Source organism: Rheinheimera sediminis (assembly GCF_004005375.1).
Lineage (GTDB): Bacteria > Pseudomonadota > Gammaproteobacteria > Enterobacterales > Alteromonadaceae > Pararheinheimera.
In genome coordinates this window covers 52,284-79,235 of sequence record NZ_RZUF01000016.1, presented here as the reverse complement: position 1 = coordinate 79,235, position 26,952 = coordinate 52,284, and the positions used below count along the sequence as shown (strand labels likewise).

The 26,952-nt window shown below is 45.1% G+C and carries 23 protein-coding genes; 14 read left to right on the top strand and 9 right to left on the bottom strand.

Annotated elements, in window-relative coordinates:
- Window positions 1-9: 9 nt before the first annotated feature.
- From aceF to EMM73_RS12220, 8 genes are all read left to right on the top strand, one after another.
- Complete coding sequence (aceF, locus tag EMM73_RS12255; RefSeq protein ID WP_127686722.1) at window positions 10-1,641, top strand: pyruvate dehydrogenase complex dihydrolipoyllysine-residue acetyltransferase; 1,632 nt, start codon at window positions 10-12, stop codon at window positions 1,639-1,641.
- A 142-nt stretch (window positions 1,642-1,783) separates the two neighbouring features.
- The gene (gene lpdA / locus EMM73_RS12250; RefSeq protein ID WP_127686721.1) at window positions 1,784-3,196 is read left to right on the top strand and encodes a dihydrolipoyl dehydrogenase; all 1,413 of its coding nucleotides are present in this window, start codon (window positions 1,784-1,786) and stop codon (window positions 3,194-3,196) included.
- Between the two features lie 154 nt (window positions 3,197-3,350).
- The gene (locus EMM73_RS12245) at window positions 3,351-5,441 is read left to right on the top strand and encodes a M13 family metallopeptidase (RefSeq protein WP_127686720.1); all 2,091 of its coding nucleotides are present in this window, start codon (window positions 3,351-3,353) and stop codon (window positions 5,439-5,441) included.
- Window positions 5,442-5,700: 259 nt separating this feature from the next.
- A complete protein-coding gene (acnB, locus tag EMM73_RS12240; protein ID WP_127686719.1) occupies window positions 5,701-8,298 on the top strand; it encodes a bifunctional aconitate hydratase 2/2-methylisocitrate dehydratase in 2,598 nt (865 codons plus the stop codon).
- Window positions 8,299-8,368: 70 nt separating this feature from the next.
- Window positions 8,369-8,743, top strand: a complete 375-nt coding sequence (locus EMM73_RS12235; RefSeq protein WP_127686718.1) for a YacL family protein — start codon at window positions 8,369-8,371, stop codon at window positions 8,741-8,743.
- Window positions 8,744-8,924: 181 nt separating this feature from the next.
- Window positions 8,925-9,263, top strand: a complete 339-nt coding sequence (gene glnK, locus EMM73_RS12230) for a P-II family nitrogen regulator (RefSeq protein WP_008899672.1) — start codon at window positions 8,925-8,927, stop codon at window positions 9,261-9,263.
- Window positions 9,264-9,273: 10 nt separating this feature from the next.
- Window positions 9,274-10,545, top strand: coding sequence for an ammonium transporter (locus tag EMM73_RS12225; RefSeq protein ID WP_127686717.1), 1,272 nt, complete (start codon window positions 9,274-9,276; stop codon window positions 10,543-10,545).
- A gap of 1,025 nt (window positions 10,546-11,570) precedes the next feature.
- On the top strand, window positions 11,571-12,494 hold the full coding sequence (locus tag EMM73_RS12220) for a Dyp-type peroxidase (RefSeq protein WP_186435206.1): 924 nt from the start codon (window positions 11,571-11,573) through the stop codon (window positions 12,492-12,494).
- Here the strand turns inward: EMM73_RS12220 and argR are convergent.
- Window positions 12,477-12,947, bottom strand: coding sequence for a transcriptional regulator ArgR (argR, locus tag EMM73_RS12215; RefSeq protein ID WP_008899669.1), 471 nt, complete (start codon window positions 12,945-12,947; stop codon window positions 12,477-12,479). The two genes, EMM73_RS12220 and argR, sit on opposite strands and share 18 nt — an antisense overlap.
- 185 nt (window positions 12,948-13,132) lie before the next feature.
- Between argR and mdh the strand changes: the two genes are divergently transcribed.
- Complete coding sequence (mdh, locus tag EMM73_RS12210; RefSeq protein WP_127686715.1) at window positions 13,133-14,074, top strand: malate dehydrogenase; 942 nt, start codon at window positions 13,133-13,135, stop codon at window positions 14,072-14,074.
- Window positions 14,075-14,134: 60 nt separating this feature from the next.
- Here mdh and ispB read toward each other — a convergent pair whose 3' ends face one another.
- Window positions 14,135-15,106, bottom strand: coding sequence for an octaprenyl diphosphate synthase (gene ispB, locus EMM73_RS12205; RefSeq protein WP_127686714.1), 972 nt, complete (start codon window positions 15,104-15,106; stop codon window positions 14,135-14,137).
- Between the two features lie 207 nt (window positions 15,107-15,313).
- Here ispB and rplU point away from each other — a divergent pair, with 207 nt between their 5' ends.
- From rplU to EMM73_RS12180, 5 genes are all read left to right on the top strand, one after another.
- On the top strand, window positions 15,314-15,622 hold the full coding sequence (rplU, locus tag EMM73_RS12200) for a 50S ribosomal protein L21 (protein ID WP_008899666.1): 309 nt from the start codon (window positions 15,314-15,316) through the stop codon (window positions 15,620-15,622).
- 18 nt (window positions 15,623-15,640) lie between these two features.
- Window positions 15,641-15,898, top strand: a complete 258-nt coding sequence (gene rpmA, locus EMM73_RS12195; protein ID WP_127686713.1) for a 50S ribosomal protein L27 — start codon at window positions 15,641-15,643, stop codon at window positions 15,896-15,898.
- Window positions 15,899-16,090: 192 nt separating this feature from the next.
- A complete protein-coding gene (cgtA, locus tag EMM73_RS12190; RefSeq protein WP_127686712.1) occupies window positions 16,091-17,245 on the top strand; it encodes an Obg family GTPase CgtA in 1,155 nt (384 codons plus the stop codon).
- A 7-nt stretch (window positions 17,246-17,252) separates the two neighbouring features.
- The gene (gene folA / locus EMM73_RS12185; protein WP_127686711.1) at window positions 17,253-17,741 is read left to right on the top strand and encodes a type 3 dihydrofolate reductase; all 489 of its coding nucleotides are present in this window, start codon (window positions 17,253-17,255) and stop codon (window positions 17,739-17,741) included.
- Window positions 17,742-17,818: 77 nt separating this feature from the next.
- Window positions 17,819-18,199, top strand: a complete 381-nt coding sequence (locus tag EMM73_RS12180; protein WP_127686710.1) for a DUF3718 domain-containing protein — start codon at window positions 17,819-17,821, stop codon at window positions 18,197-18,199.
- Window positions 18,200-18,266: 67 nt separating this feature from the next.
- On the opposite strand, the gene EMM73_RS12175 is transcribed toward EMM73_RS12180, so the two are convergent.
- From EMM73_RS12175 to EMM73_RS12145, 7 genes are all read right to left on the bottom strand, one after another.
- Window positions 18,267-20,279 (bottom strand): HAMP domain-containing methyl-accepting chemotaxis protein, encoded by a 2,013-nt coding sequence (locus EMM73_RS12175; protein WP_127686709.1) that lies wholly within the window; start codon window positions 20,277-20,279, stop codon window positions 18,267-18,269.
- A 107-nt stretch (window positions 20,280-20,386) separates the two neighbouring features.
- Window positions 20,387-21,184, bottom strand: a complete 798-nt coding sequence (locus EMM73_RS12170) for a symmetrical bis(5'-nucleosyl)-tetraphosphatase (RefSeq protein ID WP_127686708.1) — start codon at window positions 21,182-21,184, stop codon at window positions 20,387-20,389.
- Between the two features lie 4 nt (window positions 21,185-21,188).
- Window positions 21,189-21,566: a Co2+/Mg2+ efflux protein ApaG gene (gene apaG / locus EMM73_RS12165; RefSeq protein WP_127686707.1), complete on the bottom strand. Its 378-nt coding sequence runs from the start codon at window positions 21,564-21,566 to the stop codon at window positions 21,189-21,191.
- Entirely contained in the window at window positions 21,563-22,378 is an 816-nt protein-coding gene (gene rsmA / locus EMM73_RS12160) for a 16S rRNA (adenine(1518)-N(6)/adenine(1519)-N(6))-dimethyltransferase RsmA (RefSeq protein WP_127686706.1), read from the bottom strand. The genes apaG and rsmA overlap by 4 nt, the downstream gene beginning before the upstream one ends.
- Window positions 22,368-23,366, bottom strand: coding sequence for a 4-hydroxythreonine-4-phosphate dehydrogenase PdxA (gene pdxA, locus EMM73_RS12155; RefSeq protein ID WP_127686705.1), 999 nt, complete (start codon window positions 23,364-23,366; stop codon window positions 22,368-22,370). The genes rsmA and pdxA overlap by 11 nt, the downstream gene beginning before the upstream one ends.
- The gene (gene surA, locus EMM73_RS12150; RefSeq protein WP_127686704.1) at window positions 23,363-24,655 is read right to left on the bottom strand and encodes a peptidylprolyl isomerase SurA; all 1,293 of its coding nucleotides are present in this window, start codon (window positions 24,653-24,655) and stop codon (window positions 23,363-23,365) included. The genes pdxA and surA overlap by 4 nt, the downstream gene beginning before the upstream one ends.
- Window positions 24,656-24,666: 11 nt before the next feature.
- A complete protein-coding gene (locus EMM73_RS12145) occupies window positions 24,667-26,940 on the bottom strand; it encodes an LPS-assembly protein LptD (protein WP_127686703.1) in 2,274 nt (757 codons plus the stop codon).
- Window positions 26,941-26,952 lie beyond the last annotated feature (12 nt).

Sequence of the window (26,952 nt, the reverse complement as noted above, 5' to 3'; positions counted from 1 at the left end):
GGATTTGTCATGACGATTGAAATTCATGTGCCGGACATAGGTGCTGATGAAGTTGAAGTCACCGAAGTACTGGTGAAAGTGGGCGACAAAGTCACGCTGGATCAGTCTTTGTTATCGGTAGAAGGCGACAAGGCTTCAATGGAAGTACCAGCTGCACAAGCCGGTACTGTCAAAGAAATTAAAGTCAAAGCTGGCGATAAAGTAAAAACCGGCTCGCTGATTATGGTATTCGAAGCTGAAGGTGCTGCTGTTGCAGCGCCAGCAGCAGCTGCTGCTGCGCCAGTGACTGCACCAGCTCCGGTTGCCGCGGCTCCTGCTGCTCCTGCAGCTGCAGAGTTAAAAGAAGTTCAGGTGCCTGATATTGGTGGCGACGCCGTTGAAGTAACGGAAGTGATGGTGAAAGTTGGTGACTCTGTTGCTGCTGATCAGTCGCTGTTGTCTGTTGAAGGTGATAAAGCTTCAATGGAAGTACCAGCGCCATTTGCCGGTACTGTGAAAGAAATCAAAGTGAAAGTAGGCGACAAAGTACAAACAGGCTCTGCAGTCTTTGTATTTGAAGTGGCAGGCAGTGCTCCTGTCGCAACTGCTCCAGCAGTAGCCGCTCCGGCTGCTGTTGCTGCGCCAGCTCCGGTAGCAGCTCCTGCACCTGTTGCATCAGCTGTGGCTGCAGCACCATCTGCTCCTGCAAACGAATTCACTGAAAATCAGGCCTATGCTCATGCATCTCCTGTGGTGCGTCGTTTGGCCCGTGAGTTTGGTGTAGATTTAAGCAAAGTCACAGGTACAGCGCGTAAAGGCCGTGTCCAGCGCGAAGACGTACAAAATTATGTGAAAAACATTATTGCGCAAGTAGCATCAGGCAAAGGCAACGTTACCAGCAGTAGCAACAGTGTGGGTTTTGATTTAATCCCTTGGCCAAAAGTGGATTTCAGTAAGTTTGGTGCTGTGGAAGAAAAACCACTGTCACGTATCCAGAAATTATCTGGCGCGAACTTACACCGTAACTGGGTACGTATTCCGCATGTGACTCAGTTTGATGAAGCTGATATCACTGGCCTGGAAGAATTCCGCAAAGAGCAAAACGCACTGGCTGACAAAAAGAAAATGGGTGTGAAGTACACCCCATTAGTCTTTATTATGAAGGCTGTTGCCAAAGCTCTGGAAGAGTTCCCAACCTTTAACAGCTCGTTATCGGAAGATGGCGGCAGCCTTATTCTGAAAAAATACGTGCACTTAGGTATAGCAGTCGACACACCAAATGGTTTAGTGGTACCAGTGGTGCGTGATGTGAATAAAAAAGGCATTATCGAATTATCCCGCGAACTGCAGGATATTTCGTTAAAAGCCCGTGAAGGTAAACTGACTGCTGCAGATATGCAGGGTGGCTGTTTCACCATCTCCAGCTTAGGTGGTATTGGTGGTACGGCCTTTACGCCTATAGTCAATGCGCCTGAAGTGGCTATTTTGGGTGTGTCAAAATCAGATATCAAACCTAAGTGGAATGGTAAAGAGTTTGAACCACGCCTGATGGTGCCGTTGTCTGTCTCTTATGACCACAGAGTGATTGATGGTGCTTTAGCTGCGCGTTTCACTGCGACTCTGGCATCCTATTTAGCGGATATCCGCCAAATCATTATGTAAGACGAAACACGACTGAAAGTTGTGCTGTGCTCTGAAAAGATACGGGACATCTTTCAGGTAGGGTGATAAAATTCCGTCACTTTATTTCCTGGCCGCCTATTTTTGTGGCGGCTATCTTAGCAAAAGATAAAAAGGTAAAACGATGAGCAACGAAATCAAAACTCAAGTTGTGGTGTTAGGCGCCGGCCCTGGTGGATATTCTGCAGCATTCCGCGCTGCTGACTTAGGTCTGGAAGTGACTTTAGTTGAAGCCCGCAGCACACTTGGTGGTGTTTGTTTAAATGTTGGCTGTATCCCATCTAAAGCTTTATTACATGTAGCAAAAGTGATCGACGATGCCAAAGATATGGCATCACACGGTGTGACTTTTGGTGTGCCACAAATCGATTTAGACAAAATCCGCGAATGGAAAGATAAAGTAATTGGTCAACTGACCAACGGCTTAGCTGGCATGTCTAAAATGCGTAAAGTCAAAGTAGTAAATGGTTACGGTAAATTCACTGGCCCAAATACGCTGGTTGTCGGTGATACCACTATTACTTTTGACAGCGCTATTATTGCAGCCGGTTCTGAGCCTGTAGCTCTGCCATTTATTCCAAAAGATGACCCACGTGTGATTGATTCCACTGGCGCTTTGGAATTAAAAGACATTCCAGGCGAAATGCTGGTATTAGGTGGCGGTATCATTGGTTTAGAGATGGGTACTGTGTACCGTGCTTTAGGCTCTAAAGTTTCTGTCGTTGAATTTGCTGATCAGCTGGTTCCTGCCGCAGATGCTGATTTAGTCAAAGCCTATGCTAAATACAACAAAGACAAATTCAACATCATGCTGTCGACTAAAGTAACAGCTGTTGAAGCCAAAGCTGACGGTTTGTATGTGACTTTCGAAGGCAAAAATGCACCTGCGACACCAGTTCGTTACGACAAAATTTTAGTCGCTGTTGGCCGTCGTCCAAACGGTTCTCTGTTAGATGCAGCTAAAGCTGGTGTCAACGTGGATGAGCGTGGTTTTATCAATGTGGATAAACAACTGCGTACTAACGTACCTCATATTTATGCGATTGGTGACGTGATTGGTCAGCCTATGTTAGCGCATAAAGCTGTACATGAAGGCCATGTAGCTGCTGAAGTTATTTCTGGTCTGAAGCACTTCTTCGACCCACGCTGCATCCCTTCTGTGGCTTACACAGATCCGGAAATGGCATGGGTTGGTATCACTGAAAAAGAAGCCAAAGAAAAAGGCATAGCTATTGAAACAGCTACTTTCCCTTGGGCGGCTTCTGGCCGTGCTATCGCCTCAGCCCGTACTGAAGGCTTCACTAAGTTAATTTTCGACAAAGAAACACACCGTATTTTAGGTGGCGCTATTGTCGGTATTAACGCTGGCGAAATGTTAGGTGAAATCTGCTTAGCAGTAGAAATGGGCGCAGACGCTGAAGACATAGCTCTGACCATCCATGCTCACCCAACCTTAAACGAATCTATTGGTTTAGCAGCTGAGATGTACGAAGGTTCTATCACTGACCTGCCAAATCCAAAAGCCAAGAAAAAATAAGCTTTACTCTGTTATAAGAGATTAAGCACTAAAACCGGCAACTGCTTCGCATTGCCGGTTTTTTCATATTTTGTTACAACTTCCATTAACACTAATAATCAGCCAAGCGTAGTATAGTTCGGTTAGTTAACCCATTTTGGCAGGAACCCTTCGGATGAAAAAAATTACCTTAACTGCGCTGAGCGTTGCTATAGCGCTTGGTCTGGCGGCTTGTGGCAAAGCCCCGGAAACCACCACAACTGAAACCGCAAAACCAACAGCAGAACAACAAACAACAGCAGCGGTAGCCGCTTTAGTTTCTGGTGTGGATAAAGAAAACTTTGATTCGACAGTGCGTTTTCAGGACGACTTCTTCTTAGCTGTGAATGGTGGTTGGCTGAAGAAAACAGAAATTCCGGCAGATAAATCTTCCTACGGTTCTTTCCATATACTGGCAGATAACTCTCAGTTAGCTGTGAAAGCTATTATTGATGAAGTGGCCAGCCGTACTGACTTAGCGCCTGGTTCAGATGGTCATAAGTTAGGTAGCTTCTACAACAGCTATATGAACGAAGCCAAACTGGAAGAATTAGGCTTAACGGCATTACAGCCTCAGTTAGAATTGATCCAGGGCTTAAAAGATAAAAAACAACTTGCCAGCACTTTTGCCTCATTGCAACGCGATGGCGTGACTATTCCACTGAGCTGGTATGTCAATAACGACGCGAAAAAATCCACTGAATATGCTGTGTATTTTGATCAAAGTGGTTTAGGTTTACCAGACCGCGACTATTACACCAAAGAAGACGAAGCCTCGAAAAAAATTCAGGCTGATTATCAGACCTACCTGCTGGATTTATTTACTTTAGCTAAGCATGCCGACCCTGCAGCTGCAGCCAAACGTGTCTATGCGCTTGAAACTGAACTGGCTAAAAACCAGTGGACTCGTGTTGAAAACCGTGACGCAGACAAAACCTATAACAAGGTATCTAATGCTGATTTGAGCAAAACTCTGGGTGACTTTAGCTGGAGTGACTTTGCCGCTGCTTCTAAACTGAGCAACGTGAATGAAGTCATTATCGGTCAGCCAAGCTACTTCGAAGCTTTAGGCAAACTTGTGGCAACCACAGATATGCAAAGCTGGCAGGACTACCTGACCTTCCATACCATTAATGCCTTTGCTGACAAGCTGAATAAAGCCTTTGAAGACCGTCAGTTCCAGTTTTATTCAGCCAGTTTACGTGGCATTAAAGAGCAAAAACCACGCTGGAAAAAAGCTGTGGATGCCAGTGATGCTGTATTAGGCGAGTTAACCGGCAAGCTGTATGTAGAGCGTCATTTCAAACCTGAAGCCAAACAACGTATGGAGTTGCTGGTCGCCAATTTGATCAGTGCTTATGAGCAGTCGATTAAAGAGCTGGAATGGATGTCGGAAGACACCAAAAAGGCTGCTTTGGTGAAGTTAAGTACTTTTGTGCCAAAAATTGGTTACCCGAATAAATGGAAAGATTACTCCAATCTGGAGATTAAAGCCGATGACTTAGTTGGTAACTTTGTCCGTTCTACCCACTGGGGTTATGATCAGATGCTGGCCAAATTAGGCAAGCCAATCGACAAAGACGAATGGTACATGACACCTCAAACTGTGAATGCCTACTACAACCCAGTGAACAATGAAATCGTGTTCCCGGCTGCTATTTTACAACCGCCGTTTTTTAATATGGCCGCAGAAGATGCAGTCAACTATGGCGGCATAGGTGCAGTGATTGGTCATGAAATTGGCCATGGTTTTGACGATCAAGGCGCTAAATACGACGGCGACGGTAACTTACGCAACTGGTGGACAGAGCAGGACGAAACTAAGTTCCAGGCTTTAGGCAAAGCCTTAAGCGCTCAGTACAGCAAGTTTGAGCCTGTGACTGGTCACTTTGTGAATGGTGATTTGACCTTAGGTGAAAATATCGGCGACTTAGGTGGTTTAACTGTTGCACTGAAGGCTTATCATTTGTCGCTGCAAGGTAAAGAAGCACCAGTGATGGATGGTTTCACCGGTGAGCAGCGTGTGCTATTAAGCTGGGCTCAGGTATGGCGTTCGCAATACCGTGAAGAAATGATGAAACAACAGCTGGCAACAGGACCTCATTCACCACCACATTACCGTGTTAACGGCATAGTTTCTAACTTGCCAGTGTTCTACACGGCTTTTGATGTGAAAGAAGGTGACAAGTTGTATGTGGCGCCGGAAAACCGTGTGAAGATTTGGTAATTCGTTATTCTTATCGATAACAAATGGTCGCTTATGCGGCCATTTGGTTTTCTGCACGACCAGTTTTAGCATTATTTTTGAGAATGATTCTCAACTAGCCAAGGTATTCACAAAAGTTATAGCCACTATAAGCTTGCTTGCTTATACTCAGGTGTCAATTCAGGCGATTTTTTCTTATAATCCAGCCTGTTCGAGATTCCTGTCTATCGCTGCGGTACTGACACAGTGCTCTGTAGCGACCTAACCAGAGGACATTACTGTGCTTCAACAATACCGTGAACATGTAGCCGAACGTGCGGCTCAAGGCATTCCTCCGTTACCACTGAATGCGCAACAAGTGGCGTCGTTAACTGAATTGCTGAAAAACCCTCCAGCGGGTGAAGGCGAATTCTTAGTTGATTTGTTAGAAAACCGTATTCCTCCAGGTGTGGATGAGGCTGCTTATGTCAAAGCTGGCTTTTTAACTGCTGTCGCTAAAGGCGAAGTGGTAAGCCCGTTAGTGACTCCAGAGCGTGCTACTGAATTATTAGGCACCATGTTTGGTGGCTACAATATCCAGCCAATGATCGACTTGCTGGATAACCCAAAATTAGCGGCTTTAGCAGCTAAAGGTTTATCGCACACCCTGCTGATGTTTGATTCTTTCCACGATGTGAAAGAAAAAGCAGACGCAGGCAATGCGCACGCCAAAGCTGTATTACAAAGCTGGGCTGATGCCGAGTGGTATACCAGCAAGCCTGCTATCCCTGAAAAAATCACTGTGACTGTGTTTAAAGTGACAGGTGAAACCAACACGGACGATTTATCACCAGCTCCTGATGCCTGGTCACGCCCTGATATTCCTCTGCACGCTTTAGCTATGCTGAAAAACGTGCGTGATGGTATCGAGCCTGATGCACCTGGTTTTAAAGGCCCGGTGAAACAAATCGAAGCGTTAATAGCTAAAGGTTTCCCACTGGCTTATGTAGGTGACGTGGTAGGTACAGGTTCAAGCCGTAAATCAGCCACTAACTCAGTGCTGTGGTTTATGGGTGAAGACATTCCATTCGTACCAAACAAGCGCACTGGCGGTGTTTGTTTAGGTAGCAAAATTGCACCTATTTTCTTCAATACTATGGAAGACTCAGGTTCATTACCTATCGAATTAGACGTGTCTAACATGAACATGGGTGATGTGATCGACATTTTCCCACATCAGGGTGTGGTAAAACGCCATGGCACTGATGAAGTGATTTCTACTTTTGAACTGCGCTCTAACGTGCTGCTCGACGAAGTACGTGCCGGTGGCCGTATTCCTCTGATCATAGGTCGTGGTTTAACAGACAAAGCCCGTGAAGCTTTAGGTTTAGCTCACTCTACAGTGTTTGAACGTCCTGCAGTAACTGAAGTGACTAACAAAGGTTTCACTTTAGCTCAGAAGCTGGTTGGTAAAGCCTGTGGTGTCAAAGGTATTCGCCCTGGCCAATACTGTGAACCAAAAATGACCACTGTAGGTTCTCAGGATACGACAGGTCCTATGACTCGTGATGAGTTAAAAGACTTAGCTTGTTTAGGTTTCTCTGCTGACTTGGTGATGCAGTCTTTCTGTCACACTGCGGCATATCCTAAGCCAGTTGACGTGAACACACACCACACACTGCCTGATTTCATTATGAACCGTGGTGGTATCTCCTTACGTCCTGGTGATGGTGTAATCCACAGCTGGTTAAACCGCATGCTGTTACCAGACACTGTAGGTACTGGTGGTGACTCTCACACCCGTTTTCCTATAGGTATTTCTTTCCCTGCTGGTTCTGGCTTAGTAGCTTTTGCTGCTGCGACTGGTGTAATGCCACTGGATATGCCTGAGTCTGTGTTGGTACGTTTTAAAGGTGAAATGCAGCCTGGTATCACTTTACGTGATTTAGTGCACGCAATCCCTTACTACGCTATCCAGCAAGGCTTACTGACAGTTGAGAAGAAAGGCAAGGTCAATATTTTCTCTGGCCGTGTGTTAGAAATTGAAGGTCTGGAGCATTTAACGGCTGAACAGGCATTTGAATTGTCTGACGCTTCAGCTGAGCGTTCAGCTGCAGGTTGTACTATCACCTTGTCTGAAGCTTCAGTGGCTGAATACTTAGAATCCAACATTGTGATGTTAAAGTGGATGCTGAGCGAAGGCTACGGCGATGTGCGTACTATCGAGCGTCGTATTCAGGCGATGCAAGCCTGGTTAGCCGATCCAAAACTGGAACGTGCTGACGCTGATGCTGAATATGCTGCAGTGATCGAAATCGATCTGGCTGACATCAAAGAGCCAATCCTGTGTGCACCAAACGACCCGGATGACGCGCGTTTATTGTCTGCAGTGGAAGGCGATAAGATTGATGAAGTCTTTATCGGTTCTTGTATGACCAACATCGGTCACTTCCGTGCTGCCGGTAAATTGTTAGACAAGTTCAAAGGCCAGATCCCAACCCGTCTGTGGATAGCTCCACCAACCAAGATGGATAAAGATCAGCTGACCGAAGAAGGTTATTACGGTATCTACGGCCGCGTTGGCGCCCGTATTGAGATCCCGGGTTGTTCATTATGTATGGGTAACCAGGCTCGCGTAGGTGACAATACTACAGTGGTCTCTACTTCTACCCGTAACTTCCCGAACCGTTTGGGTCAGGGTGCTAACGTGTATCTGGCTTCTGCTGAATTAGCTGCTGTGTCTGCTATTATCGGCCGTCTGCCAACGGTGCCTGAATACCTGGAGTACGCGAAACAGATTGAAACCACAGCAGCGGATACTTACCGCTACCTGAATTTCCATCAGATGAGCCAGTACACCAGCAAAGCGGCTAATGTGATTATCCAGCAAGCTGTATAATTTACAGGCAATAGTGTTTTAGCTAAAAGGCCCGCACTTAGCGGGTCTTTTGCTTTTCAGGAATCATGGCATGGAATTCGATTTTATTTATAACTCTGATGCGAAGCGCTACAGCCTGAAGTTAAGTTCTGAGCAGTTGGCTTTGCAGTGTTTTTTAATGGATGAGTTTGAGCGACGTGCCAGTGCTTATCAAAGCCTGCTGGAGCAGCTACAGCGCCTTAATGCGCAGAGTCAGTATCAATGGGATGGTAAAGAGTATCGCCTGACAGTACAGGCCTCTGAAGTGGTGATTTGTCATTTCTCATTGTTGCAGGAAGGAAGCTCAAGCATTGAGTTGGATCCAGAGCAGGATTTGGAGCTGGATCAGAGCCAGCTTTATGCCGAATGTGGGCTGGAAGATCTGCTGCATTTGGTGCAGCAATGGCAGCAATTTTTACCCGCCTAATTTGGTTTTTTCATCTAGCCGCTGCACTCTGGCAGTGAATAAATGCACCTTCGTGGTGCATTTTTTTTGAGCATTTTAGAATTATTTTCATAACTAATTGAAAAATAACAATTAAAAATCTTGGCACAAGGTTTTCTTGTCTTATTGGCAAATGCAACAAGACACCATAAGGATAATAACCATGAAACTCGTATGTGCCATCATCAAGCCATTCAAGCTTGACGATGTCCGTGAAGCCATAGCGGACATCGGTATTGAAGGCCTTACTGTCACTGAAGTCAAAGGCTTCGGTCGTCAGAAAGGTCATACAGAACTCTATAGGGGAGCAGAATACCAGGTCGACTTTTTACCTAAGGTAAAACTTGAGATCGCGGTATTGGATGAAAACGTCGAGCGTTTGTTGGAGGTCATCCAAAAAGCTGCCCACACAGGTCGTATCGGCGACGGAAAAATCTTCGTCTACGATCTTGAACAAGTCGTGCGTATCCGCACTGGTGAAATGGACTCAGAAGCCATCTAAGGGGTAAATCATGCAGGAACAAATTTATCATTTACAGTTTGCAATGGACACCTTCTACTTTTTGGTGTGCGGCGCTTTAGTGATGTGGATGGCGGCTGGCTTTTCTATGCTGGAGGCTGGTTTAGTCAGAGCAAAAAATACCACTGAAATTTTGACCAAAAACGTGGTGTTGTATTCAGTGTCATGTGTGATGTATCTGGTTTGTGGTTACCAGCTGATGTACGGTGGTGGCTACTTCTTATCAGGTATAGGTGAAGTGGATGTGGCTCAGACCTTAACCAGCTTCGCTGAACGTGAAAACGGTTTTGAAGGGAAAGCCATCTATTCTAAAGCCTCGGATTTCTTCTTCCAGGTTGTGTTTGTTGCAACAGCAATGTCTATCGTATCGGGCGCTGTAGCTGAACGTATGAAGCTATGGGCATTCCTGACTTTTGCTGTGGTGATGACAGGTGTGATTTACCCAATGGAAGGTTCTTGGACTTGGGGTGGTCAGTCTGTATTTGGCTTATACAGCTTGGGTGACTTAGGCTTCTCTGATTTCGCAGGTTCAGGCATAGTGCATTTAGCTGGTGCTGCTGCGGCCTTGGCTGGTGTGTTACTGCTGGGTGCCCGTAAAGGCAAATATGCGAAAGATGGTAAAGCCCATGCATTCCCGGGTTCTAACATGCCATTAGCGGCTTTAGGTACCTTGATTCTGTGGTTAGGTTGGTTTGGCTTTAACGGTGGCTCAGTGCTGAAGCTAGGTGATATTGCCAATGCCAATGCGGTAGCTGTGGTGTTCTTAAATACCAATGCTGCTGCTGCTGCAGGAACTATTGCTGCCATTGGCTTGTCTATGCTGTTGTTCAAAAAAGCTGATTTAACTATGGCGTTGAACGGCGCTTTAGCGGGGCTGGTAGCTATCACCGCAGAACCTTCAACACCAACCCCATTAGAAGCTTCTATTTTCGGTGCTATTGCGGGTGTGTTAGTAGTTGGGTCAATCCTGGCTTTAGACAAGTTAAAAATTGATGACCCTGTAGGTGCTATTTCTGTGCACGGTACAGTAGGTTTGTTTGGATTGTTGATTGTTCCTCTGACCAAAGAGTCGGCCACTTTAGTAGGTCAACTGGCTGGTGCCGCTACTATTTTTGTCTGGGTCTTCGTTGCCAGCTCTGTAGTGTGGTTTGCTTTGAAAATGACTATGGGTATCCGTGTCACAGAGCAGGAAGAATATGAAGGTGTGGATCGTTCAGAGTGCGGTGTAGAAGCCTATCCTGAATTTGTATCTACAGTAAAGTAGGCAGCCTGGGGAGAGCCGGTGGGGCTTCTCAGGAGCTGGTTGCCAAGCCAGTCGCTACGCAAGTAGCAATTGGTCTTGGCAACTAAACCCGTACCACCAATTCGTCTATCCTTGTCCTTTGTCTTTATCAGACAACCTCGGTGGCGTGAGCTTCCGGGGTTTTTTCTTGTGGTCTTAGCCACGGATCTGTGAGCTGTTTTAGTGCAGTCGCCAAATCATTTTGCAAAGAACGCAGGTAATCTAACAGCTGTTTTCAAACAGGAAAAGAGGGGAGATGAAAAAAACAACATTATTGTTAGTGCAGAAACTCTAAATTGCATCAGAGTAGCGCAAGAAATGCGTTGAGATGGTGCATCTGTGAGAGGGGAAGGCAGCAAGTAAATAAAAGCGGTTGCTCTGAAAACAAGACGGGCCGCGAACTTCGCGGCCCTTAAAACTTGGTGGCGTCCTTCCAACCACTATCCCTGATGGATCATCCCTGTGTTCATCCTGAACAATCCGACTGCATCCCCGCAGCATCCTTCTCCATCTCACTCTCATCCTGAGAGTACCTTCTGCCTCCGGCAGAGTCCTTTTCCTTGTATCTTCATCCTGAAGATGTATGCTCAATCCGGAGCCTGTCCTGTTCATCCCTGTGCTACCCAGCACAATCCTTTGGTATCCAAGCATCCTGCTGCTACATCTTGTAGCTTTTCCTGCTAAACATCTTGTTTAACTGCCGCATCCAACGACGAGATAATTATCGTACATCTATCCTCTTAAAAGGACCTTGCATGTTAAATCCTTGTATTGAAATATTATTGCAATCTAGGTTGGTGTTAGATAAAGTCATTTGTAATCAATGTCTTATTTGTTTTTGTTGTGGCTTGGCTTGCAGCAAAAGCTGCCTTGGCTTACTCATTTGTGAGATATATCTCACAAATTTTTAGGGCAATTGTCTACAGTGTCCGAACTGGTGTGAAAACTACTGACCAATATCTGCCAAATTGGTATGATCATGCTCTGTTGATTCTAGTGAGATGACTATGGCCCGTGAACAATCAGGTATTTGCGCTGAAGCAAATTTGCATTGTTGTTATGTTTTGCTCAATGCCCTAGACGGACACGAGCCGCACGTACGCTTGCAATTGGCTAAAGTTCCAATGCTAGTAGAGCGTTTATCTGATCAATTCTCTGAGGCCATGCTCAATGTGGTAGTGGCCATAGGTCAAAACTACTGGCCGCATTTGTATCCTATGCACCAGCCGCAGCCATGGCCAGCTTTTACTAATAACCTTGCTGGTTTACCTGTAGTCGCTCCTGATTTGTTGATTCAAATTCGTGCTGACCGCTTTGATGTAATCCATATTGCCACTCAACAGATTTATCATTTATTGCAGCCACATGTTGATTTATATGAGCAAGTGCATGCATTTCGGTATTTAGACGGACGAAATCTGACTGGATTTCACGATACGCCTGATAACCCTAAAGGCAAGCAACGCCGTTTATGTGCACTGATAAGCAATGATCCTAAAAATCCTATGAACGCTGGCAGCTATGTCTACATGCTGAGATATCAGTATGATCTGCAACGCTGGCAACAACTAAGTATGTCAGAGCAGGAAGCGGTAATGGGAAGGAACAAGTTAGATAGTCAATTGTTACCATCTGCCCAACGACAGTCGAATTCGCATGCCGATAAAGCGGCGCTAGAGACAGAAACTGGTCGTAAACAGATCCTCTGGCAAAATATGCCTGTGGCTGATATCCGCTCTCAAGGCATGATTTCGATAGGTTTTTCAGCCAATGCTATGGATGTTCCTTTGTGGTTAGTGACCAGGCTAGGCCATCACTCAGCTGCGGCTGATTTACTGCTGGATTATTGCCAAGTTGAAGCAGGGGCTGCTTTTTTCGCCCCCTCGATCAATTTTCTGGAAGAGCAGGCCGGTTCAGACCTTTTCAAATAGCTCAGTCACCTTGTTTAAGGTGAAGTTGATATTTTTAACACTGGTAGGTGCGATAAAAATGGTGTCATCACCAGCTATCGTGCCCAACACGCCTTCGGCTTTACCAACAGAATCCAGTAAGCGGGCTATCAGCTGAGCTGCGCCAGGGCTGGTGCGGATAATAATCATCACATCGTTGTGCTCAATATCCAACACTAATTGGCGTAATGGGCTTTTTGTTGTGGGAACACCGAGTTCGGGTGGTAAACAGTACACCATCTCCTGCTTCGCATTACGCGTTCGGACAGCACCGTATTTGCTTAACATGCGTGACACTTTCGATTGGCTGATGTTGTCAAATCCTTCAGCCTTGAGCGCATCAACAATGTCGCTTTGTGAGCCAAAACGTTCTTCTTTCAGCAAGGATTTAAAGGCCTGGATCAGTGCTTCTTGTTTGGATTGTTTAGTCATCATTTTTAATTAAACTTTTGGTTTTTGCGGCCGTCTTGACCGAACTTGGACTAATACTGTGGTTCAGCAAGTAAATTACACCAAAATCAGATAAAATGCTTAGACTTTAGGCGTAAGTGATTTGTATTTTGTGCCACATTTCAGTATTGTTGGCGCGTTTCTTATGAACCGTAAATTGGGAGAATAGCATGAAAGTTGCCGTATTAGGTGCTGCTGGTGGTATAGGTCAGGCGCTGTCTTTATTACTCAAGTTAAACTTACCAGCAGGTACTGATTTAGCTCTGTATGATTTAGCTCCGGTCACACCAGGTGTAGCTGTTGATTTAAGTCATATCCCTACAGCGGTGAAGATTTCAGGTTTTGGTAAAGAAGACCTGGACAAAGCCCTGATTGGTGCAGATATCGTGATGATCCCGGCTGGTATGCCACGTAAACCAGGTATGGACCGTTCTGATTTATTCAACATCAACGCTGGTGTAGTAAAAACTTTGGCGGAAGCCATTGTTGTAAATTGCCCTAAAGCTTTAGTAGGTGTAATCACGAACCCTGTGAATACCACTGTAGCTATCGCTGCTGAAGTATTCAAAAAAGCAGGTACCTACGATCCTAAGCGTTTATTCGGTGTCACTACACTGGACGTGATCCGTGCTGAGACTTTTGTTGCTGAATTAAAGGATAAAAACCCAGCTGAAATCATAGTTCCAGTGATCGGTGGTCACAGTGGCACTACTATTCTGCCTTTATTGTCTCAAGTGAAAGACGTAACCTTCACAGATGAAGAAGTATCTTCATTAACTTACCGTATTCAGAACGCTGGTACTGAAGTTGTTGAAGCTAAAGCCGGTGGCGGATCTGCAACTCTGTCTATGGGGCAGGCTGCAGCACGTTTCTGTGTGTCTTTAGTCAAAGGCTTACAAGGCGAAAAAGTAACTGAGTACGCTTATGTTGAAGGTCAAGGCGAACACGCTCGTTTCTTCGCTCAACCTATCGTATTAGGCAAAAACGGTGTTGAAGCCCTGTTACCTATCGGTGAGTTAAGCGCCTATGAGCAAAAAGCCATGAATGACATGTTAGGCACTTTAAAAGCTGACATTACTTTAGGCGAAGAGTTTGTTGCTAACGCAAACTAAGATTGTTCTGAGAATAAAAAAGCCAGCTTAAGCTGGCTTTTGCTTTTAAGGCAGATTGTTTTAGTGATTGCGTTGCACAGCGATATCGGCCAAGGTCAACAAAGCGTCTTTGTAACCAGATTCTGGTAAAAATGCTATAGCCTGGCGAGCTTTTTCAGCTTCCTGGTCTGCCATGGCTCTAGTGTAATCAAAAGCTTTGGTGCGTTCCAGTATGGCCATTATGCGTTCCAGATGTTGCATACCGTTGGCATGTTCTATGGCATCTTTCAGTAGCTGATGCTCTTCACCACTAGTATGACGTAGCGCATAAATCAATGGCAGGGTAGGTTTACCTTCAGCTAAATCGTCGCCGATGTTTTTACCCAGTTCATCCGCATCAGCCTGATAATCCAGTACATCGTCAATTAACTGGAATGCGGTACCTAAATGCATACCGTAGAGCTTCATAGCGTTCACCACAGCTTCGGGCTGATTTGCCAAAATAGCAGCAAGCTGGGTAGCAGCTTCAAATAATTTAGCTGTTTTGCAGTAAATCACCTGCATATAATTCTGTTCGGATGTTTCCGGGTCGTTGACATTCATCAACTGCAATACTTCGCCTTCAGCGATGATATTGGTGGCATCAGCGAGGATTTGCATGATTTGCATTTTATCCAGCGACACCATCAGCTGGAAGGCTCTGGTATAAAGGAAGTCACCAACTAACACACTGGCTTGATTACCAAAGACCGCATTAGCCGTCTCTTTGCCACGGCGCAGCATGGATTCATCCACAACGTCATCGTGCAGCAAAGTGGCGGTATGAATGAATTCGACTATAGTGGCGAGGGTAATATGTTGTTGGCCCTGATAACCCAGCGCGCGGGCAGCCAATACAGCTAACAGTGGGCGCAGGCGTTTGCCACCACTATTGACTATATAAATACCGAGCTGATTAATCAGCGCCACCTCAGAGCTAAGCTGAGAGAATATATGTTGGTTAACGGCCGTCATGTCATCAAGACTGAGCAGGCGGATCTCTTCGAGCGTCATCTGGTAAAACAACTGCTTAGGTATACAATGACGCTGATTCTACACCATTGCAGCTGATCAGCTAAAGTAAAACCCGATCCTTTTTACTGCTCACTGATCTTTTTAATAATTGTGCTTGCGAGGGTAGGGGAAATTGCGTACAATTCGCGCCCTGTGATTATAATTAACACGCCCTTAAAAGTCGGCGTGATTTGTACGGAGTTAACTATGTACGCGGTTTTCCAAAGTGGTGGTAAACAGCACCGTGTAACGGAAGGGCAAACCCTTCGTCTAGAAAAACTAGACTTAGAAACCGGCGCAACTATTGAATTTTCAGCTCTGATGATCGCTAACGGCGAAGACATCAAGATCGGTACTCCTTTAGTTGAAGGCAGTAAAGTAACAGCGGAAGTGGTCAACCATGGCCGTGGCGATAAAGTTAAAATCGTCAAATTCCGTCGTCGTAAGCACTACCGTAAACAAGCTGGTCACCGCCAGTGGTTTACAGAAGTGAAAATTACCGGCATCAGCGCGTAATCGAAGGAGTAACTACTCATGGCAAGTAAAAAAGGTGTAGGTAGCACTCGTAACGGTCGCGATTCAGAAGCGAAACGCTTAGGTGTGAAACGTTTTGGTGGTGAGTCAGTGTTAGCTGGTAACATCATCGTTCGTCAACGTGGTACTAAGTTCCACGCTGGTAGTAATGTTGGTATAGGTAAAGACCACACATTATTCGCCTTAACTGACGGTAAAGTGCAATTCGAAACGAAAGGCGAAAACAATCGCAAGTTCGTAAGCATCGTTAGCGAATAACGACGCATAGATTCGAAAAGCCCCGCCTAGTGCGGGGCTTTTTTATTAAGAATCGATCAAAGTCTGATTATTCAATGTACTGAATATCAGTTTTGTTGCTTTCAATTCATCAGAGCCCAGCTATGTGCATTCATGTGCGGGCAGAATTGATAGTATAATGAGCCATAGTTTTTTTAGATCAGGATAGTCCAGATGAAATTCGTAGATGAAGCAGAAATTCGGGTTGAAGCCGGCGATGGCGGCAACGGTATTGTCAGTTTCCGTCGCGAAAAGTTTGTCGCCAAAGGTGGCCCAAATGGTGGTGACGGTGGTGATGGTGGCGATGTTTATTTAATGGCTGACACTAACCTGAACACTTTGGTGGACTATCAGTTTGAAAAGTATCACCAGGCAGAACGTGGTCAGAATGGTATGAGTACCAACTGTACCGGTAAACGTGGTGATGACATGATTTTACGTGTGCCGGTAGGGACACGCGCTGTGGATATAGATACCGCAGAAGTGATTGGCGATTTGACCAAAAACGGTCAGAAGCTGATGATAGCTAAAGGTGGCTGGCATGGATTGGGTAACGCCCGCTTTACCAGTAGCACCAACAGAGCGCCGCGCAAGAAAACCAATGGTACGCCAGGGGAAGTTCGTAATATCCGCTTAGAATTGCTGCTGCTCGCTGATGTAGGCTTATTAGGCCTGCCCAATGCTGGTAAATCGACACTTATTCGAGCTGTATCTTCAGCTAAGCCGAAAGTTGCTGATTATCCTTTTACCACGCTGGTGCCCAATCTGGGGGTCGTTCGGGTGGAAAGTCATCGCTCTTTCGTAATAGCTGATATTCCTGGCTTGATTGAAGGTGCAGCTGAGGGGGCAGGCTTAGGTATACAGTTCTTAAAACACTTAGAACGTTGCCGCTTATTATTGCACGTTGTTGATGTACTGCCTGCTGATGGTTCTGATCCTGCTGAAAATGCTGTGACTATTTTAAAAGAATTAGATAAATACAGTGACAAATTGGCCAATAAACCACGTTGGTTAGTCTTTAATAAACTGGATTTAGTGCTGGAAGATGAGCTGGAAGAAGTGATTGAGCGTGTTACTAAAGCCATCAACTGGGAAGGTGAGGTTCATAGAATCGCTGCTGCCAGCCGAACTAACACCGAACGTTTAGCTGCAGATATTCTGAATTACATTGAATTATTACCAGTTGAAAAACCAAGAGAGCAGATTGAAGACGCTGTTAACTTCAAATGGGATGATTATCATCAGGACGTCTTATCAGTAGAGGATGACCTGGATGATGATGATTTCGATGAAGACGATTACGACGTCGAAGTCATTTACAAGCGCTGAGGTGAGAATGCGGATTGCAATGATAGCGGCTATGGCCAATAACAGAGTCATCGGCAAAAACAACCAGATGCCTTGGCATTTACCGGCTGATCTGAAGCATTTTAAAAAAGTGACTTTAGGTAAGCCGGTGATTATGGGCCGTAAAACGTATCAATCTATAGGTAAAGCCTTGCCAGGTCGCCGTAATATTGTGATCAGCAGGCAGAGCGGAGCGCTCAGTACTGATGCAGACTGGGTGCAAAGCATTGAGCAGGCATTTGCTTTGGTGAAGCACGAAGATGAGGTGATGGTTATAGGTGGAGCTGAGATTTATCGTCAGGTACTGCCTTTAGCTGACACTCTGTATATTACCGATATTGATCTTAGCGTTGAAGGCGATGCTTTTTTCCCTGATTATAGTAAAGCTGCGAACTGGCTTGAAGTTGCTTCAGAGTCACATCCACCCGACCCTCAAAATCCCCATTCCTATCATTTCCGTACACTGAACAGAGAATAAACAGGTCTTCATTGCGCCTCTTGCTACATATTGCTACTATGAATTTGTCTGTTTTTTGACTGATTCAGGAGTGATGTATGAAATTGTTGCCAGCAGTGTTCTGTGGTGTAGTGGTGGCCGGTGCAGTATTAGTGGCTCCGGTGGTGCATGCTGACGACCAGTTAGCGGCTTCGATGTGCGATTATGTCAAGGCTGACGATAAGAATAGATTACGCAAAGTGTTAAGTGACTACCGCCTGCGTTTACGTAATATTTATGATGGTGTGACCTGTAACGGTGATAGTCTGGTTCGGTTTGCGATTAAGCATAATGCTGCCGATGTTGGCGAGTTCATTGTTAAACAGCTACCCTCAGCTCATGTTGCAGCTGCAGGAGATGCTGCCTGGGCTGAAGGCAATGGTTTTGCTGCATCACCTTTATTGGCTGTGTTGAAAGAACGAGCTGGTAGTGGCGATTAAACTATTCACACAATTTAAATAAAAAATCCGCCTAAAGGCGGATTTTTTATTTAAGCTAGAGATCAGTTCAAACTTTGAACTGATCTACAGACTGGCGTAATTCTTCTGCTAATCGAGCCACTTCATGACTGGATTGAGAGGTTTGTTCAGCACCTGAAGCTGTTTGTTCAGCAATAGTCACAATAGATTCCAACAGATGGCTTATTTCGTTTGAAACCTGATTTTGTTCTTTGGCAGCATGAGAGATTTGCTCACTCATGTCATGTGCAAGATGAACCGCATTAGTAATAGACTCAAGGGCCTGAGCTGCAACTTCAGTTTGAGTCACACAATTTTCAGCCTGCTTCTTACCTTTGTTCATCGCTTCGACAGCTGCGTGAGCTCCGGTTTGCAGCACCTGAATCATCGCCTGTATTTCCTGAGTCGATGCTTGAGTTTTGCTCGCCAGAGAGCGAACTTCATCTGCTACTACAGCAAAACCACGACCTTGTTCGCCAGCGCGAGCTGCTTCGATAGCAGCGTTTAATGCCAGCAAGTTGGTTTGTTCTGCTATGCCACGGATCACATCAAGGATGCTGCCGATTGAAGCGCTGTCTTTATGCAGTTTATTGATCACAGTGGAAGCCTGATCCACTTCTTTAGACAACTGCAGTATGGTCTGCTTGTTATTTTCAGAAATAACCTTAACCCGTTCAGCTTCACTGTCTGCGTTCTTAATTTCGGCCAAAGCATCATTTGAGCTTTGCATTACACCTTGTGAGGTGCTGCTCATTTCAGTTGTTGCTGTAGCGGCCTGAGTCACTTGTGATTTTTGTTCACGAATGGCAGTAGTGGTCTCTATGGTAATTGCTGAAGTCTGCTCAGATGCTGCAGCAAGCTGAGTGGAGCGTGAGATAATGCCTTGGATCAGCTGTCGTAAGTTAGTAATAACCTGGTTGCAGTTACGCGCCAGATCACCAAATTCATCCTGAGCTTTATCATCCAGGCGTTTAGTTAAGTCACCTGAAGCAACCACACCTAAAATTTCGTTCACTTTAGACAATGGAACTGTGATGCTGCGTACTGTCACCATAGCTATACCTACGGCCAAACCAATAGAGATCAGCACCACAAGGAAGATAGTTGTAATAGCGCTTGATACATCAGATTGAGCTTCAGCCTGAATTTCACCCGCTACAGTTCTGGCACCTGATAACAGTTGGTTCAAACTGTCCAGCGCTGTTTTGTTGTGTGTCTCAGTCTGAGCCAGTAATTTTTGAGCTTCAGCAGAGGCTGCCAACATTTGTGCTTTTAACGTCAGTATGCCTTCATCACCAGCCAATAAATCATTGATAGCGGTGATTTTCTCATCTAAATCGGCAACCATATCTACACCAGCACCAGCTTCAGTCTTAATGGTATTCATCTGCTGAGTCACACCTTCCAATCGTGATTTTACTTCGTTGGCAATTGTGTCTGCTGTAGTAACTGAGGTGGTGCGGGTTAAATCAACGACCACGCTTACGAGCGTATTCAAACCAGTTTCCAATTCAGTTGCTGCTTTACTTGCTTCAGGAAAACGGCGATTTACATCTCTGACATCACTAAAATCGAGCAATAACGAAGCTGAATCGTCTGCGTTAAGTTCTACGTCGGATAATTGACTTGTGATTTGATCACGGAGAGTCAAGCTTTTGCTTAATTCAACAAATAGTTTTTTACTGATGGGACTTAATGCTGCAAAAGCGGCAGAGACCTCTTTAAACGACTTAGCTAGCGTATCCTCGGAGGTGACTACGCCTTCTAGTGCTTTTGCTGCGTTTTCATATAACACATATTCTTTAGCAATCTGTGTTTCCAGCTCTTTTATTTGTTTCACTTCAGTTGCATAAAAAGCCTGCAAACTGATTTTGCTCATTGTCACAAATTCACTTTGTAACACTGCACTGTTTTCAAGTGCTGGTATAGATATTTCGTTTACTTGCGTGGTTGAGGCATTGATACTATTCAAGCTCATGTACGAGGTAATACCGATCACCAGTAGCAGGAGTGAAATGACACCAAAACCACCAATAATCCGAAGTGCTACCGTTAACTTCATAACCTTACTCCCAGTATCCAGGCTAAAAGGGCATTATTGGCCCTGTCACCACACAATAAAAATTCAATGTACAACGTTTTAAATAGCGAAGCATTATAGCTTTATTTTTAGTCACAAACACTATAACGCTGTGTTGTTTCAATACAATAGGCTGTTAAATAATTTCCCCAAACACACCCAGTGTCCAAAGCATAAATGCCATCAACTGGGCTATGCCCCATCAAAGCTGCCCAATGCCCAAAAAAGATCATAGGGTGCGATTTTCGTTCCCAGAACTCATACCATGGACGCAGAGTAGTTACTTTTTCCGGGTGGCGCTTTTCTTTGAGTTCAAGTGCTCCATTTGAAAGACAAAACCTCATTCTGGTACAACTGTTGATGGCGAAACGCCAGCGATCTTCATCAGTTTTCGCATCAGACCAAAGACTAGGGGTGTTACCATACATCACGGCAAACAGCTTTTCCGGCGAGTCTTTTAACAGTTGGCTGACCTCTGCTGTTGTGGTCAGTGCTACAGATAAATCCCAATCCGGAGCTAAACCTGCATGCACAAGTAGCACATTTCGTTCTGCGTCAAAATGCATTAGAGGTTGTTGTTGAAGCCAATTCACAAGCTCAGATAGATCAGGGGCTTTTAGCAACTCATCAAGTTGATCTTTAGGGTCGACTTTGGCAAACCCATAGACACAGGCTAAAAAATGTAAATCATGATTCCCTAGTACTATTTTTGCTTTTGTGCCCAAAGCATGTATAAAACGCAAGGTCGCTAATGAGTCTGGACCCCGTGCCACTAAGTCACCGCAAAACCATAATTCATCCGCTTTTGGATCAAAGTTGATTTTAGCTAACAGAGATTGAAGCTGCTTGAAGCAGCCTTGCACATCCCCTATAACATAACTTGCCATAAGGTTAGTTCAGAATATTAGGCAAAGCTAAACGAAATAACGGAATAGCGGTCTTAAAGCTTACTTGGCTTTGGCTTGTCATTTCATAGTGACCTTGCATGGTACCAACTGGGGTTTCTAAAACAGCGCCACTGGTATAGCTGTAACTTGAACCTGGCGCGAGTTGTGGTTGCTCGCCCACTACGCCGTCACCATGTACTTCAGTTTCTTTACCATTTGCGTCTGTGATAAGCCAATAGCGTTTGAGTAGCTGTACAGTCTCAGAGCTATTGTTTTTGATAGTAATGGTATAAGCAAAAACATACCTGCTTGAAGCAGCATCCGATTGAGCTGCCACATAAAAAGTCTCAACTGAGACAGGTATTTCAAAACTCAGGGTCATAATTGATGTTGCTCTTGCTGATGCAGCCAACGTGCGATACCAATAAATTGCTCAACACTCAGTTGTTCAGGGCGTAAGCTTGGGTCTATCCCCATTTCTATGATTTGTTCAGCGGTTGCGAAGTTGCTGAAGCAGTTTCGTAGCGTCTTACGGCGCTGGTTAAATGCTTCCAGACAAACTCTGTTTAATACAGCGACAGGTACATCCTGGCGTTCTGAAATTGGTTTAGGGATAAGGCGTACCACAGCTGAATGAACTTTAGGTGCTGGCTTGAATGCACCTGGGCCTACTTCAACTACCGGCATTGCATGACAAAAGAACTGCGTCATCACCGATAGGCGTCCATAAGTTTTGGAACCATGTCCTGCAGTCATGCGCTCTACCACTTCTTTTTGCAGCATAAAATGCATATTTTCAATATCGTCTGCATAGTCAAAAAGGTGGAATAACAGAGGCGTAGAGATGTTGTAAGGCAAGTTACCGAATACTTTCAATTTTTTACCGGGTTGCACTAACTGACGAAAATCAAATTTCATTGCATCAGCCTGATGGATAATCAGTTTCCCAGCCATCACAGGATGTTCCTGTAAACGTTGGGCAAGGTCTCTATCCAGTTCTATGACTGTCAGGTGACCGGCCTTTTCTACGACAGGCTCAGTAATAGCGCCCAAGCCTGGACCTATTTCAACCAATACATCTGTTGGTTTTGGATTAATGGCTTTTACAATACGTTCAATGACGACAGGGTCGTGTAAGAAGTTCTGACCAAAACGTTTTCGTGCTGTGTGTCCCAGGTGTACTTTATCTGTCATGTGATAACTTGGCTCTTTGCGCTAAATAAATGGCTTGTTCCAGGGCATGGAATAAACTTCCGGGGTCGGCTTTTCCTGTGCCGGCTAAATCCAGCGCAGTACCATGGTCGACTGATGTTCTGATTAAAGGTAAACCAAGGCTGATATTCACCGAACGACCAAAACCTTTATGTTTCAGCACAGGTAAGCCTTGGTCATGGTACATCGCCAAGACTGCGTCGGCGTGATCCAGGTATTTAGCCTGAAACAAGGTATCAGCGGGCAAAGGACCTATCAGGTTCATGCCTTGTAAACGTAGTTCTTCCAAAGCCGGACTGATGATATCTATTTCTTCGCGTCCAAGATGCCCGTCTTCTCCGGCATGCGGATTTAAACCGCAGACATAAATAACGGGGGAGGCGATGGCAAACTTAGTTTGTAAGTCGTGATGCAATACCGAGATCACTTTGTGCAAGCGCTCTTTGGTAATAGCTTTGGCCACATAAGCCAGTGGTATATGAGTTGTTGCCAGTGCAACCCGTAAACCTTCAGTCGCCAACATCATGACTACATAAGGCGTGTTGGAAAGATGCGCAAAATATTCGGTGTGGCCACTGAAAGGAATACCGGCTTTATTAATATTGCCTTTGTGGACAGGGCCTGTAACTATCGCATCAAATTCAGCAGACATACACTGTTCACCTACATAGTGCAGAGTCTCCACCACATAACGACCGTTGGCTTCATTCAATTGACCTGCTACTACAGCTGCTTCAGTAGAAAAATCAACACAGCTAAGAGTGCCTGCTTGTTGAGGTTGTGCAGGCTGAGCAGGGTCATAAGGCAGAAGCTGAAGCGGCAGCTTCAGCATTGCCGCCCTTTGTTTTAACATTTCCGCGTTAGCACATACAACCAGCTGCACTGGCCAGCTTTGTTGTGCCAACATCACCACCAGATCAGGACCTATACCTGCAGGCTCACCTGGGGTGATTGCGATCTTTAAGGTCATTCAGTATCCGCCAGTACTTCGATAAAAGCCTGATCACGAAGTTCACGCAGAAAGTTAGCTTGTTCTTCGTTGAAGCGGCGATTAAACAACATACGATAGACTTGGTCCTGCTTTTTTTCTGCCGTCATATCAACTACGCGTTTGTCTAATAACTGCACTATATGCCAGCCATGTTCAGTGCGGAAAGGTTCACTTAGCTCCTGCAATTGCAGGCTGTTTAATGTATCGCGAAAGGCAGGTACATACATAGCCGGATCCGCCCAACCCAAATCACCACCTTTTAGCTTTGAACCCGGGTCTTCAGAGTTTGCGCTGGCAAATTCGGCGAAATCTGCTTTGCCGGCTTTAAAGTCAGCTGCAAACTGCTTTAAGGTATCACGGGCTTTTTCTTCGCTCATGATGATCGATGGTTTGATCAACACATGGCGAGATTTTACTTCATTCATCTCCGCCACATTGGCACCGCGAATATCAAAAATAGTCAGAATATGAAAACCAGCACCTGAGCGCAAAGGACCTATCATATCTGTTTTCTTTTTGCCGCGAATCGCATCAGAAAAAAGGGTAGGCATTTCATTAATGTTCATCCAGCCCATGTCACCTCCGTCAAGAGCAGTGCCATCAGACGAGGAGGCAATAGCCAACTTTTTAAAATCGCTACCTTCCCGCAATAACTTCATCACTTTGTCGGCACGATCTTTGGCTTCAGCTATTTCTTCTGAGCTACCCTGACTTGGAATAGAGATCAGAATGTGACCAATATTGTATTGCTCATTCGAAGCGCCTTGTTCTTCCATTACTTTCATCAGGCTGTCTATTTCCTGAGGGCTGATATAGATACGGCGTTGTACATTCGCCCTCAAAACTTCACCCGTAGTGATTTCTTCTCGGAAACGTTCTCTAAACTGTTGATAGTCGCCTTCTTCCGCCACTATACGTTGCCGGAATTGGTCCATCGTCAGGTTTTCGCCTCTGGCTACGTTTTCCAGTGCTTGATCCAGTTGCGGGTCAGTGATCTGCAATCCCATGCGGCTTGCCATCTGCATTTGCAAACTATTACTGATCAAACGCTCCAATGCCTGAGTGCGTAAAGCGCGGTCTGAAGGTAAAGTTTGCCCTTGGCTTTGAGCATTGCGTTTCACTTTGTTGACCATGTCGGTCACTTCAGTATCCAATACGACACCGTTGTTGACTATAGCAGCAACGCCGTCGATCTTTTGTTCTGCCGCCTGGCTCGAAAAGACCAGAAATGCGGCCACAGAGCTGGCAATCAAAAGTTGTAACTTCATAGGTTCCTACATTAATTATTTAGTAAATATGGGCGTCTATAACCAAAAATTCCGTTCGATAACATGTCGTTGACTGAGAAACCTGCACCCTCACCAAAACCTTTTAAAACAAATTGTACGGCTATACCGTTGTCAAAGGTAGGAGGTTGGGACAAATCGTCTAACGCCAATTCAAGGTTGGTATTGATTTGGCGCTTAGCAACCACTCGAATTGCCCAGCAACAAGATTCATATTGCAAACCAAGGTTAGCTTCTATCATATGATGCTTGTTGATGTCACGATAATAACTGGCAATCAGTTTCCATTGATCGTCAATTGGTGTGGTTCCCAAAAATCCTAATTGTGCAATTTCGTAATCTGAGACCTCACGACTGTATCTGTGGTTCAACTGGATTAAGCTTTTATCATCAGCTATGTAATCTAAAGTGACATTGCTTTTGACCATCCGCTCATTACTGGAATCATATTGCAGTGCGGTATTTAAGTACCAGCCCTGGCTCCAGTTCCATAAAAGCTCAGAGGCTAATACCGAATCTGCTGGTTGCTTGGCGTCAGGCAATAAATGATCTATTGGCTTTGGATCATTAAGAAACACAATCTGACCCAGGCTGAAACGAAATAGCTCTGAATCTTCTGAATCATAAAGGCGAGTTGTCCAGCCCAGCGTTACCTGATTGGTATCGGCAATTCTGTCGAGGCCTGAATATCTGTTTTCACGGAACAAGCCGTAATAATCGTCCTGTAAAGGTGCAGTGTCGTAGAGCCCAATCATGGACTGATCGCGGTAGGGAATGTACAGATACTGTATTTGAGGTTCAAGCGTTTGCAATGAACCCGAATTGTCCCAGCTTAATTCCCTTTCCATATTCAATTTTGCATTGAGCTGAACTTTAGGCACTGTTCTGCTGATTTCTTTTTGCAGCAACAGATTGTCTTGACTGGAATTTTGCTGATAACGGGTATGCAGCAGACTGGTTTCTGCGACAAGCTCTAAGGCTGGTGTGATTAAAGGCCAAATGATGCTTGGTTCAAGGTGTAAGCGATCTGCACTATCGATGAGAGCACTGTCATTGCGAAAATGAGCGTATTGGCTGTGCCAGTGAAATTCAAATCCTGCGGCTAAATCTGTCGGTGCTGCAGAGTCCAAATTAATTTGTGGTAAAGCTGCGTAGGACTGCAGATAGTTCCCTAGGATTTCAAAGCCTTGCAGTCTGATTTCTGAGTTTAGGTAATCACCAAAATAACTCAGACTTGCTTGGCGATACAGTTGCGTATCGCTTTGGTTATTGTAGCCAGACCCTATTTCAGACAAGTAGGCATCGTCGCTTACATCCGTAAAATCCACACTGGTACGCCAACGTTCAGATAACTCTCCGCTATGGCTAAAATGAGTTAAGTAGCGACTGCCAAAATCAGCAGGTTTGTCATTATCATCAGGTAAAATTTCCAGTTGAAGTCGACCATTGTGATTCTCAGTCAGATAGCGGAATTCAGTGTTCAGTTGAGCTCCTCTTTTACTCATAAAGCGTGGGCTGATAGTTGCATCATAATTTTCAGCCAGATTGAGATAATAAGGGGTCTCAAAGTCCAGCCCTAATTTCTGCGAGCTACCAATCTTTGGGAACAATAACCCACTTTTGCGTTTATCGCTGACAGGAAAGGTCATATAAGGCAAATAAAAGACGGGCACATCCTGGATTTTAATCACAGAGTGCCAGGCTTCACCCCAGCCGTCGTCAGCATTGATATTAATTTTGTTTGCATGCAAGGCCCAGCTATTATCATTCGCTGGGCAGGTGGTGAAACTGGCCTGGATTAAGTTTATTTGCTGTTTGTCTGCACTCATCTCCTGAGCAAAACCTCGCCCAGACTGACTAACCAACTGGTAATCGGCTTCACCCAATATGGCTTTATCTTCTTTGAGCAGTGCGGTGAAATGACTGCTGCTGACTTTTAAACCCGGGCTGTAGTACTGAATACCGCCGCTGGCTAGCAAGGTTTGATTTTTCTGATTTACCTCAGCGTTTGTGGCATTTAACATCGTATTGCGGTAAATCACTTCAATATTGCCATCAAAAACAGTAGTTTGGTCCTTCAACATACGGACCCGGTCAGACAATATTTGTAGCCTGTTGTCCTTTGCTGACAGCTGGCTCAACTTTGGCGGCATTTCTACAGCTCGATAACATTGCTGGATAGGTTGAGGTGTTAGCTCTTCTGCATGGGCGAGATAAGGAATACCAAGCGCCATGATAATAAGGCGGTAGATCAAAGAATGAGTCATGCAACCTACTTA